Origin of the sequence: Phocaeicola coprocola DSM 17136 (assembly GCF_000154845.1) — a bacterium.
GTDB classification, from domain to species: Bacteria; Bacteroidota; Bacteroidia; order Bacteroidales; family Bacteroidaceae; genus Phocaeicola; species Phocaeicola coprocola.
Map to the genome: position 1 here is coordinate 1 of NZ_DS981466.1, position 11,979 is coordinate 11,979.

9 protein-coding genes and 1 tRNA gene are annotated in these 11,979 nt (G+C 39.5%); 4 read left to right on the top strand and 6 right to left on the bottom strand.

Annotated elements, in window-relative coordinates; genetic code table 11:
* Window positions 1–678: hypothetical protein (locus BACCOP_RS07900; RefSeq protein ID WP_007568025.1), on the bottom strand; the 678-nt coding region annotated here is incomplete at its 3' end.
* Between the two features lie 595 nt (window positions 679–1,273).
* On the opposite strand from BACCOP_RS07900, the gene BACCOP_RS07905 reads away from it, so the two are divergent.
* A complete protein-coding gene (locus tag BACCOP_RS07905; protein WP_007568028.1) occupies window positions 1,274–3,019 on the top strand; it encodes a phospho-sugar mutase in 1,746 nt (581 codons plus the stop codon).
* 69 nt (window positions 3,020–3,088) lie between these two features.
* Here BACCOP_RS07905 and BACCOP_RS07910 read toward each other — a convergent pair whose 3' ends face one another.
* Window positions 3,089–4,264: an exo-beta-N-acetylmuramidase NamZ family protein gene (locus BACCOP_RS07910; RefSeq protein ID WP_007568030.1), complete on the bottom strand. Its 1,176-nt coding sequence runs from the start codon at window positions 4,262–4,264 to the stop codon at window positions 3,089–3,091.
* Window positions 4,265–4,326: 62 nt separating this feature from the next.
* On the opposite strand from BACCOP_RS07910, the gene BACCOP_RS07915 reads away from it, so the two are divergent.
* Complete coding sequence (locus tag BACCOP_RS07915; protein WP_007568032.1) at window positions 4,327–4,863, top strand: HDIG domain-containing metalloprotein; 537 nt, start codon at window positions 4,327–4,329, stop codon at window positions 4,861–4,863.
* Window positions 4,864–4,951: 88 nt separating this feature from the next.
* Complete coding sequence (locus tag BACCOP_RS07920; protein ID WP_007568034.1) at window positions 4,952–7,723, top strand: putative LPS assembly protein LptD; 2,772 nt, start codon at window positions 4,952–4,954, stop codon at window positions 7,721–7,723.
* Window positions 7,724–7,801: 78 nt separating this feature from the next.
* Here the strand turns inward: BACCOP_RS07920 and BACCOP_RS07925 are convergent, their stop codons facing one another.
* Together BACCOP_RS07925 and asnA are read right to left on the bottom strand one after the other, a co-directional pair.
* Window positions 7,802–8,464, bottom strand: coding sequence for a uracil-DNA glycosylase (locus BACCOP_RS07925; RefSeq protein ID WP_007568036.1), 663 nt, complete (start codon window positions 8,462–8,464; stop codon window positions 7,802–7,804).
* A 402-nt stretch (window positions 8,465–8,866) separates the two neighbouring features.
* On the bottom strand, window positions 8,867–9,907 hold the full coding sequence (gene asnA / locus BACCOP_RS07930) for an aspartate--ammonia ligase (RefSeq protein WP_007568041.1): 1,041 nt from the start codon (window positions 9,905–9,907) through the stop codon (window positions 8,867–8,869).
* 227 nt (window positions 9,908–10,134) lie between these two features.
* Between asnA and BACCOP_RS07935 the strand changes: the two genes are divergently transcribed.
* Window positions 10,135–10,206, top strand: a tRNA-Arg gene (locus BACCOP_RS07935).
* A gap of 250 nt (window positions 10,207–10,456) precedes the next feature.
* Here the strand turns inward: BACCOP_RS07935 and BACCOP_RS21400 are convergent.
* Window positions 10,457–10,963 carry a hypothetical protein gene (locus BACCOP_RS21400; protein ID WP_007568042.1) on the bottom strand — a complete coding sequence of 169 codons (507 nt, stop codon included), beginning with the start codon at window positions 10,961–10,963 and terminating at the stop codon, window positions 10,457–10,459.
* Window positions 10,964–11,086: 123 nt separating this feature from the next.
* The gene (locus BACCOP_RS07940; RefSeq protein ID WP_007568044.1) at window positions 11,087–11,968 is read right to left on the bottom strand and encodes a DMT family transporter; all 882 of its coding nucleotides are present in this window, start codon (window positions 11,966–11,968) and stop codon (window positions 11,087–11,089) included.
* Window positions 11,969–11,979 lie beyond the last annotated feature (11 nt).

An 11,979-nucleotide genomic window follows, 5' to 3' on the forward strand; every position in this document is an offset into this window, starting at 1 on the left:
ACGTTTTCCTGTTTTCTGCTCCAATGTCGGATAGGACAGGATTACGTCATTCCGAAAGCGGCTGATGACATGGAAATCGTTCTCACACATAGGTGTTATGAATGTTTCCTTGGAAAAGAATGCGTCTGCAACCACCGTTCTGGACAGGCTCTGTAGCTTGTCTTTTCTACTGATAAGATAGCTGCTGTACCAGTCAACGAGGCTCTTGTCCATATTATCCAAGGTCTTACAATCCGGCGTCTGAATGGAACCTAAAGTCATGCATTCATGATTGTCGATGTCAATGACACCGATGCCCATGATTTCCAGTCCACGCTTGTATTCTCCTGCACAACCAGACCAGAAGTAACCTATCCAAGGTGTCTTCTTGCCTGATTTGGGAATATAGGAAGGATCGATGGCGATGGCTTTTCTTTTGCCTGTGAGATGCTTGCTGATGATAGAGCCGTTGAACGCAAACCAGTCGAAAGTTTCATGCTCAAAAAGGTTACGATAAGTCTGTTCTGAGAAACAGCCATATCTGCCCAATTGGAGGAAGTTTATACGATCCGGGATGGCCATGAATAATTTCATGGTGTCCATGAACGTTTTTTCAAAAGGTTTTTGTATATTCGCTACTGATTTGAGAGCCGACAGGCACTCGGATTGGTATTGCATAAGGAGTGTTTCTTTAGTCATAATCAGAAGAGTTCAGAGACTTCTAATTTACTAAGAAATAACGAATCATGCAATACTTTCATCCTTTATTATCAGCATGTTAGCTCTCCTTTTTCAGCACATTTCTTCATGCTTAACCATTCGTTTTTGACAACATTTCAATGACCTCTTTAGTGTTTCCGAACCAGCTTTTGCCGGTTCTGTTGTTTAACTTTTAATCTTTCGGTAAAAATTTACCGAAGTATTGTGTTACAAATATGGCTATTTTATATTTTTTGAACAAATTATTGTTTCTTTTTAATGACATTAAATTCATAATGTAATGATTTTCTTGTTCCATTTGACAATCTGTAAGTGATTGATTTTTATAAAATCAACTAGGTACATGTCTGTATTTATATGTATTTCTTCAATTAAATTATTTAAACATTTTCTTGTTGTTTATGAATTATTCATGATGTATGGATTTTTATTTTGAAAATGGGGATAAGAAAAAGTAATAAATCAAGATTCAATTTGTTTTTTGCAAAGAATAATTAGGATAATTAGAATGAATCTTTTATTTTTGTTTCGCTAATACAGGAAAAACATCAATAACTATAAAGAATATAAAATCATGGAAAACGAAGAATTGATTAAATTGTGTTCTGATAAAGCCCAGAAATGGTTGACTCCTGCTTATGACGCTGAAACTCAAGCTGAAGTAAAGCGTATGTTGGAAAATCCTGATAAAACAGAATTGATAGAAGCTTTTTATAAAGACCTCGAATTCGGAACAGGTGGCTTGCGTGGTATCATGGGAGTAGGTTCAAACCGTATGAATATCTATACTGTTGGAGCTGCAACTCAGGGATTGTCTAATTATCTGAATAAATGTTTTGCCGGAAAGAAAGATATTTCTGTTGTCGTAGGACATGACTGTAGAAATAACAGCCGCTTGTTTGCTGAAATTTCTGCTAATATCTTTTCTGCTAACGGTATCAAAGTCTATTTGTTCGAAGATATGCGTCCTACTCCGGAAATGTCATTTGCTATTCGTCACTTGGGATGCCAGAGCGGTATTATTTTGACTGCTTCTCATAATCCCAAAGAATACAATGGCTATAAAGCATATTGGGACGATGGCGCTCAGGTACTTGCTCCACACGATAAGGGAATTATCGATGAAGTAAACAAAATTGCTTCGGCTGCTGATATCAAGTTTGAAGGCAATAAGGAACTGATTCAGATTATCGGAAAAGATATTGATGACGAGTATTTGCGTCAGGTTCATACTATTTCTATCGATCCGGAAGTTATCAAGCGCCAGAAAGATTTGAAGATTGTTTATACTCCGATTCACGGAACTGGAATGATGCTGATTCCGCAATCATTGAAACTTTGGGGATTTGAAAATGTACATTGCGTACCCGAACAGATGGTGAAGAGTGGTGATTTCCCAACTGTTGTATCTCCAAATCCAGAAAATGCAGAGGCTTTGACTTTGGCTATTAAGTTGGCTAAGGAAATCGATGCTGACATTGTAATGGCTTCTGACCCAGATGCTGACCGTGTAGGTATGGCTTGTAAAGATGACAAGGGCGAATGGGTATTGATTAACGGTAACCAGACTTGCTTGATATTCTTGTATTACATCATCAAGAATCGTATTGCAATGGGTAAGATGAAAGGTAACGAATTTATTGTAAAAACAATTGTTACTACTGAACTTATCAAGTCTGTTGCTGACAAGAATAACATCAAGATGCTTGATTGCTATACTGGATTTAAGTGGATCGCACGTGAAATCCGTTTGCGTGAAGGTAAAGAACAATACATTGGCGGTGGTGAAGAAAGCTACGGATTCTTGGCAGAAGATTTCGTTCGCGATAAAGATGCTGTGTCAGCATGTTCTTTGTTGGCTGAAATTTGTGCATGGGCTAAGGATCAGGGCAAGACATTGTATGACGTTTTGATGGAAATCTATGTAGAATATGGATTCTCTAAAGAAGTGACAGTAAATGTTGTGAAACCGGGTAAGAGCGGTGCAGATGAAATCAAGGCTATGATGGATAACTTCCGTGCTTGTCCTCCAAAAGAATTGGGTGGATCAGAAGTTGTTCTTGTAAAAGACTACAAGACTTTGAAGGCTACTGATGCAAATGGTAATGTAACTGATTTGGATATGCCAGAACCTTCGAATGTTCTTCAGTTCTTCACAGCTGATGGTACTAAGATCTCTGTTCGTCCTTCAGGTACTGAACCGAAGATTAAGTTCTATATGGAAATAAAGGGTGAAATGGGATGTCCTAAGTGCTATGCAGGCGCTAACGCTGATGCAATGGAAAAAGTTGAAGCTGTAAAGAAATCTTTGGGTATCTAAACAGAATATCTGACTGAAATAAAAAAAATCCGGCAAGCTTATAAAAAGCCTGCCGGATTTTTTTTGTATTTACATTGCCGGATAATCCTCATAAAGAAGATACTTTTTTCTTATTTCTTTATATTGATTTAGTTTCTTTTGCCAAGCGGAACGGATTTGTTCCTCTGTTTTATTTTTTAGAATATCCAGGCGTACTTGATTGGTTCCCATTAAAAGATCGAACCAGTGAGGTCGTGTGAAAAATTCTTTTTCCGCATGTTTGGTGAGATTTTGAAAATAGTTATAGAACTGGATGACATACTGCAAAGAAAATCCTTTGGGAATATTCTTTTCCGAGCTGAGATTTAATCCGTAACAATATGTATCTTGGTGTAGCGGATGTTTATCGGAGCCTTTCATTGAATGAGGCATAAAACGAAATTTCAGATTTTTTGTTGTCGGGCTTCCTATTATTTGGAACGGAAAATCTGTGCCTCTTCCTACACTGACAGATGTTCCCTCAAATGGACAGAGAGAAGGGTAGAGCGCAATGGCCTGATCATTTGGCAGGTTAGGGGAGGGCTTTACCGGAAGTGAATAAGGTTGTCCGTGCTTCCAGTCTTCTATAGTAATAACTTTCAGTGGACACTGGAGATTATTGCCTAGCCATCCCTCTCCATTTATCATTTGTGCCAGTTCACCTATCGTACAGCCATGAAGTACCGGGATGGGGAGCATACCTACAAAACTTTTATATTTCATGTCAAGTACAGGTCCGTCTATATAGTCACACGGGTTGGGACGGTCTAAAATAATCAGTTCCTTATTGTTTTCGGCGCAAGCTTGCATGACATAAAACATTGTGCTGATGTATGTATAAAATCTTGCACCTACGTCCTGAATGTCAAAAATCACAATGTCTGTTTGCTGTAGTTGTGCCGGTTGAGGCTTTTTATTTTTTCCGTATAAAGAGATTATGGGCACTTGAGTCCGGTAATCTTTACCGTTTTTTATAAATTCTCCCGCATCGGCATCTCCTCTGAATCCATGTTCAGGAGCGAATACCTGAGTAATATGCACTCCTTTATTATACAAAGTATCCAGAAGGTGTACGTTCTGTACAAGGGAGGTTTGGTTTACAACCAATGATATACGTTTGTTTTCAAGCAGAGGAAATAATTCCTCTAGTCTGTCGGCTCCGTTTTTTACTTGTGCGGTTGCTTGCAGAACTGCCAGCCAGCAAATGAATAAAGTAATATATTTCATATCGGATGATTTTTTTTCACTATCTTTGTTTCACACAAAGGTAATAATAAAAGAATAATTACATGGATCCACTGTTGTTAATAGACAAATATTATCCAGAAGATAATGAGTTAAAGCATATTTTGTTGAAGCATAGTCGTTCGGTAGCAGATAAAGCCCTTGCAATGGCACGGAAGCACCCTGAGTTGAATCTGGATTTGCAATTTATAGAAGAGGCTGCCATGTTGCATGATATTGGTATCTTTCAAACCGATGCCGAGGGAATCTGTTGCTTTGGAAAGTACCCCTATATTTGTCATGGATATTTAGGAGCAGAACTGGTTCGTAAAGAAGGATTTCCGAAACATGCTTTGGTATGCGAACGCCATACGGGAGCCGGATTATCTCTGCAAAATATCATACAGCAAGATTTGCCTGTTCCACATCGCGAAATGACTCCGGTCAGCCTTGAGGAGCAAATAATTTGTTTTGCAGACAAATTTTTTTCAAAGTCCAAACTGGATCATGAAAAAGGAATTGAAAAAGCCCGAAAAAGTGTTGCACGATATGGCGAAGAGGGTGGTAAACGTTTTGACTATTGGTGCGAACTCTTTTTATAGTCTTAAAAATAAATTAAAAACAGTAGCTCTTGTGTTTATTTGAGAGAGAATGCTTACTTTTGCACTGCATTGTGTAAAAGATTAATGAATGGCGTCATTTAAAAAAACTACATATCTGCTGTTGTTTCTGTTCTTTGTAGGATTTTTTTTCTCTTTGTATGCTGAGACTCAGCGTGTGAGAGGGAAAAGATCGCGAGGTAACAGAACAGAACTTCGTACGGATTCGCTTGCTGCCGATTCTTTAAAAAATGATTCATTGACAGTAGATTCATTAGGACTTGATTCTATTGGAGCAGATTCACTGGCTCTTGATACAACTCCTAAAAAAGAACCTCTGGATGCTCCGGTTATTTACGAAGCAGCCGATTCTATCGTGTTTACTAAAGGAGGTTTCGCTCATTTGTATGGTGATGGAAAGGTGAATTACCAGAACATTGAATTGACTTCCGAGTTGATTACAATGAATATGGACAGTAGTACGGTGTATGCCCGTGGTGTGGCAGATACTACTGGTGTAGAGCAGGGTACTCCTATTTTTAAAGACGGAGAAACACCTTACGAGTCGAAGATCATGCGTTATAACTTCAAAACGAAAAAAGGATTCATCAATAGCATTGTAACGCAGCAGGGAGAAGGATATGTCACCAGTGAGAATGCCAAAAAAGGAGCAGACGATGAGATCTATATGACTCAGGGTAAATATACCACCTGTGATAATAAGGAACATCCGCATTTTTATCTTAAATTGTCTATGGCAAAGGTACGTCCTAAAAAGGATGTCGTTTTTGGTCCTGCACAACTTGTGGTTGAAGATGTACCTCTTCCGATAGCTGTTCCTTTCGGTTTCTTCCCATTCAGCAGCAGTTATTCTTCTGGTTTCATTATGCCTACCTATGGTGATGAAATGAACCGTGGTTTCTACTTGCGTGACGGTGGATATTATTTTGCCATTAATGATAAAGTAGACCTTAAGGTTTTGGGAGAAATATATACCAAAGGTTCTTGGGGACTGTCTGCCGCATCCAATTATAATAAGCGTTATAAGTATAGCGGTTACTTTAATGCAAGTTATCTGGTAACGAAGACAGGCGAAAAGAATATGCCCGATTATGCTGTATCAAAGGACTTCCGTATTCAGTGGAGTCACCGTCAGGACTCAAAAGCTAGCCCGAACAGCTCATTCTCGGCAAGTGTAAACTTTGCAACCAGTAGCTACGACCGTTCAAGTTTAAGTTCATTGTACGACCCTTCGGCATATAGTAACAATACCAAGGCGTCAAGTATCAGCTATTCACGTAACTTTCCTGAAATCGGATTGAATATTTCGAGTACATTCAATATTACTCAGAATACAAGGGTCTCTTCTGTTAATATGACCTTGCCCGACTTGAATATTTCGTTGAGTCGTATTTATCCGTTCAAGCGTAAGAAGGCAGCGGGTGACGAACGTTGGTATGAGAAGATTTCATTCCAGTACACGGGTGCTTTGACAAACAGTGTAGACACAAAAGATAATCTGCTTTTCAAGACTCCTTTCTCTCAGTGGAAAACCGGTATGAAGCATACCATTCCGGTGGAGGCTACCTTCAATCTGTTCAAGTACATCAATATTACTCCTTCGTTTAACTATACCGAACGCTGGTATACACGTAAGGTCATGCAGAGCTACGATCAGCGAGCTCAGGAGGTAGTGAAGGATACGGTCAACGGCTTCAATCGTGTGTACGATTATAACATGTCAGTTTCCATGAATACGAAACTGTATGGTATGTATAAGCCCCTGTTCATGAAGAGCAAAGAAATTGTATTGCGTCATGTCATTACTCCTTCTGTAAGTTATACCTATACGCCTGATTTCGGAAAATCGCGTTATGGTTATTACGAAACTTATACATATACCGACGAAAACGGTGAAGTACGTATGGCTGAATATTCACCATACGAAGGCTCTCCATACAGTTATCCGGGAAAAGGTGTTTCTCAAAACGTCAGCTTTTCGCTGAAAAATAATCTGGAGATGAAAATGGCTTCCGACAAGGATACTACCGGATATAAGAAAATCAGCTTGATTGATGATTTGAGTGGAAGTTTGTCATACGATATTGCCCAGAAGCGGTGGAGTAACCTTTCGTTGACTGCCCGCTTGAAACTGACCAAGAGCTATACCTTCAACATGAATGCAACGTTTGCCACTTATGCTTATAAGTTCGACGAAAATGGTAAGGTTGTAGAGAGCGATCGTACCGAATGGTCTTACGGACGTTTCGGACGATTCCAGGGATATAGCGGATCATTTTCGTATACCTTGAACAACGATACGTTTAAGAAACTGTTTGGTAAGGGTGATGATAAAGATAAGGAAAAAGACAAGAAAGATACGGATACGGAAGAAGATGATGAAGATTTAGAAGAAGAAACTGATAAACAATTGAATTCTGGTACCCGTAAGACAGAAAATGCAACACTCGATCCGGATGGTTATCTTGCATTTAAGCTTCCATGGAGTTTGAGCTTGAGTTATAGTTACAGTATCCGTGAAGACAGAAGCAAGCAGATTAATATCAAAACCATGCGTTACCCATATTCTCTGACTCATTCGCTGAATATTTCAGGTAATATAAAGATGGGTAGCCGATGGAATGTAACTTATTCTAGTGGTTATGATTTTACTTCGAAGGAAATGTCTATGACTACAGTAAACATAACTCGTGACTTGCACTGTTTCAATATGAGTTGCGGTTTGGTTTTCGGTCCGTATACATCATATAACTTCTCGATTCGAGCTAACTCGGCTATGTTGACCGATGCCTTGAAATGGGATCAGCGTAGTAATACGGGGAGTCAGGTTACCTGGTATTAATATACATTTGTTGAGCGATAATATGAAAAGAGCCGCGGAAAACAATTCTGCGGCTCTTTTCATATCTATAGGTAAGTTTCACCATTTGATTGGTTCTTCGCCATGCTGAATCAGATATTCGTTTGCGCGGCTGAAATGTTTGTTTCCGAAAAAGCCGTGGTAGGCAGAAAGCGGCGAAGGGTGTACAGATGTCAGAACCAAATGCTTGTTGCGGTCTATAAAAGCCCCTTTCTTTTGTGCATACGCTCCCCATAAAATAAATACCAGATGCTCCCGGTTTTCGGCTAAAGCTCGGATTGCTGCATCCGTAAATTCCTCCCAACCTTGACGTTGGTGTGAGCCTGCCTGATGAGCACGGACAGTCAGTGTGGCATTGAGCAGCAAGACACCTTGTTCTGCCCAGCGGGTAAGATTTCCAGTTGTTGGTATGGGAGTACCTAAGTCATCATGTATTTCCTTGAAAATATTTTGCAGCGACGGAGGAAAAGGAATACCGTCGTTTACGGAGAAACAGAGGCCATGTGCTTGTCCGGGACCGTGGTATGGGTCCTGACCGATGATAACTACTTTTACTTTGTTGTAAGGGCAGAGATTGAAAGCATTGAATATCAATTTTCCCGGAGGATATACGGTCGTAGTCTGATACTCCCGGCGAACAAATTCCGTCAGGCGGATAAAATAGTCTTTATCAAATTCAGGAGTCAGCACTTGCTTCCATGATTCTTCTATCTGTACATTCATATTGTCTGAAAATTTTATTGTATATAAGTGAAAATGCGTTGCTTTGTTGCTGCTAAATCAGACAAATGTAGTAAAAAAGATATAAATACAGTATTGTGTGGAAGAACTTTTTCAGGAAGCCTGATTCCCTTTACAGGTATCTGTGGAGGGGATAAAGATTTTTAATCAATGAAATATGTTATTATGCAAAAAACATCACCTTCTTTTACCTGATTCTTCTCGATATTTTTTGAAAATCTGTACAAATTCTTTTCAGGATTTTAAGAGTGAATTTTTATTCTTCTATGAGGGTTGGCAGGAGGTGTAACTAAAAAAACGGCAAATATTTCTTATGTCGTAATATTTTACCTTATAAAGAAATATTTGCCGGTAGAAAATCATTCAGTGTATTTGTATTTCGCATCAAATAAGTTGCATGCCCAGCTCAGCACATTCCCGACGCATCTCTTCGGGCCATATGCTAGCTTGTATTTCACCGATATGCGCTTTTCGTAAATACAGCATACAGAGGCGCGACTGTCCGATACCCCCTCCGATACTAAGCGGAAGAGAACCTTCCAACAAACGTTTGTGGAAGTAAAGTTTAGTTCTTTCTTCCTTTCCTGCCAGTTCCAGCTGTTTTAGTAAAGCTGCTTTGTCAACACGAATACCCATTGATGAAAGCTCGATTGCTCTTCCAAGTACACTGTTCCAGATGAGCAGGTCACCATTCAGTCCCGGAAGTCCTGTTTTCGGATCAATAGTTGTATAGTCATCGTAGTCCGGGGCACGTTTGTCGTGTGGATTTCCGTCACTCAGTTTGCCACCGATACCGATGATAAATACGGCTCCGTATCGTTCGGTAATCAAATCCTCACGTTCTTTAGGGGTTTTGTCCGGATACATATCAAGCAAATCCTGCGAATGAATAAAATGGACATCGTGAGGCAAGAATGAACTGATTTGAGGATATACTTCACAAATCATATATTCAGTGCGGCGCATGGCCGAATAAATACGGGTAACGATACTCTTCAGGAAATCTACGGTTCGCTGTTCTGGAGTGATGACACGCTCCCAGTCCCATTGGTCTACATAAAGCGAATGCAGGTTTCCCAGTTCTTCGTCGGCACGGATTGCATTCATATCGGTATAAATGCCATATCCTGGTTCTATATTATAGTCGGCAAGAGTTACCCGTTTCCATTTGGCCAGCGAGTGTACCACTTCGGCACGTTGTTCTCCCAAATCCTTTATAGGGAAGGTTACAGGGCGCTCTACTCCATTCAAATCATCATTCATTCCCATACCGGTCAGAACAAAAAGCGGTGCCGTAACACGGCGTAAACGCAGTTCAGAAGACAGGTTTTGCTGGAAAAATTCTTTTATTTGTTTTATACCCAACTCGGTTTGCTTCATGTCAAGCAAAGGTTGATAGTTGGTAGGTTTTATTAGGTAACTCATGTCTTTTTAATTTTCTGTATTTAAATATGTAGGCAAAGATAATTATATTTTGTAAAAATGCAATGTATTTGTTTGAAATATTATCATTGTGTGATGATTATCTTTGTTTTTATTGATAAAATGGTAATTTGTTGTGTGTAAAAGTTTTATTCCTCTCTTATTTTTTTTCTCGAATATTAGGACGAAATACAGAATAATTGTATTTTTGCCATGGTTTTAGAAAATATGCACCCATAGTTCAATGGATAGAATAATGGATTCCGGTTCCATCGATTGGGGTTCGACTCCCCATGGGTGTACTAATGTAGTTTGAAAAGATTCTGATTATCAGAATCTTTTCTTTTTTGTATGCTCGGCATGAGTATTAGCTAACGGGTGCAAGTCCCCAATGAGCCCTAATAGCGGGAATCATACAGCCAAAAGCAAGGGTGTCCATCGCGAGTTGGAATCTGAAAGAAGCTGGCGGCAAACATCTGGTCTGACGAACAGAAACTTCATATAAGGCATATGACCGTGGGTAAGGTTGCGAAACAAACTAAAGCCCTATAGCTATTCGGGACGGTTAGTGTAAATGGAGCAGACATAAGATTGAAAGTTAATACCCTTATCCGAGGATGTCTCACGGACATATGGTGAGGATGAATGATTCGAAGTACCATGATGGAGTAAAGCTTGCCGTGAGAAGTCAGCAGAGGTCGTAGTACCCAAGGCATGTATGCCTATAGGGAAGGACCAAACTTTATTTAAACGGCATAACTGAAAACTACCGTTTGTTGGAACGAATGCATAAAACCAAAACAGAAGTATTGGGCTACCTTTAAAGAGATAGGACGGAATCCGAAGGGTATAAAGGAGCGCAGACCTACAAATGGATGGTTGAAGAAGATGTCGTGGAAGTGTCTTTCGAAGAATACGAAAGGCATCCATAGTAAAGAACCGCCGTATGCCGAACGGCACGTACGGTGGTGTGAGAGGTCGGAAAACGAAAGTAGGAAGAAAACTACTTCGTTTTCCTCCTACTCGATTACGACGCTTACTTTCTGTCAGAGAAAGCAATCTTTTCTTAAATTATAATGGATTGTCCATTTGGGGAATTCAGGAAATTTTCTGAATGAATTTATTTTCCGCAATTAAGTGACAAACAGATTTCTGTTGGAAATATCTGTAAAAGCTTCTCTTTTATTTGTTCCTTGTAGATAAAAATACTCCCAGCATAACCAGTAATACACCGATGAAGGCATAAATAGTCAACGTCTCGTTTAATACGACAAAGGCTGCTAAGGTAGTAAACAATGGATTGAGATATAAATAGTTTGATGACATTATCGTACCGAGATGCATCAATACCATATTCCATACAACAAAGCAGACCAATGAAGCTAGAAGACTAAGGAATAGAAGGTTGATGAATACTTCAGGACGGAGAAATCCCTCCAGTGGAAAAGAAAAAGAATGGATGATGAAAGCTGGAAGTATTCCTAAAGTTCCATAGAAAAATATTTTGCGGGTAATGAATATAGAGCGGTATTTCTTCGAGAGTTTATTGATTATAAGACTGTAAAAGGCCCAGGATAATGCAGCTGCCAGTGTCAGAAAGTCTCCGATGGGGGAGAGTTTCAGAATCACGCTGCCATTGAATATAAGTATAGCTACGCCAATGAGTGCTGCTATAGATCCCAGAAGCCAGTTGTGGCTGACTTTATTATTTCTATCTGTCAGAAGTGATAGTCCCGTAGTTAGCAGAGGAGTAGCACATATTATAAAGGCTACATTAGTAGTCTGGGTAAATTTTAAGGCAGTATTTTCGGTCAGGAAATACAATGTACCTCCAGTTAGTCCGGCAGCAAACATAGTAAGTTCGTCTTTGATGCTGTCTGAAAAAATCTTGCGAGGAGAGATAAACCATATTCCGATATATGCAATAATGAAGCGGAGAAGAAATATTTCCTGAGGTGACAATCCGTTGTTTATCAGAATTTTTGTAGATATGAATGTGGTTCCCCATACCGCTACGGTGAGAATAGCCAGAATGTGATATTTTGCCTTTAATGAACTTGTCATATTAATTTATG

What these genes read in the sequence shown, in the direction of transcription:
- BACCOP_RS07905 (WP_007568028.1), top strand. Translation starts at nt 1,274, where the DNA reads ATGGAAAACGAAGAATTGATTAAATTGTGTTCTGATAAAGCCCAGAAA.
- BACCOP_RS07910 (WP_007568030.1), bottom strand. Translation starts at nt 4,264, where the DNA reads ATGAAATATATTACTTTATTCATTTGCTGGCTGGCAGTTCTGCAAGCA.
- BACCOP_RS07915 (WP_007568032.1), top strand. Translation starts at nt 4,327, where the DNA reads ATGGATCCACTGTTGTTAATAGACAAATATTATCCAGAAGATAATGAG.
- BACCOP_RS07920 (WP_007568034.1), top strand. Translation starts at nt 4,952, where the DNA reads ATGGCGTCATTTAAAAAAACTACATATCTGCTGTTGTTTCTGTTCTTT.
- BACCOP_RS07925 (WP_007568036.1), bottom strand. Translation starts at nt 8,464, where the DNA reads ATGAATGTACAGATAGAAGAATCATGGAAGCAAGTGCTGACTCCTGAA.
- asnA (WP_007568041.1), bottom strand. Translation starts at nt 9,907, where the DNA reads ATGAGTTACCTAATAAAACCTACCAACTATCAACCTTTGCTTGACATG.
- BACCOP_RS07940 (WP_007568044.1), bottom strand. Translation starts at nt 11,968, where the DNA reads ATGACAAGTTCATTAAAGGCAAAATATCACATTCTGGCTATTCTCACC.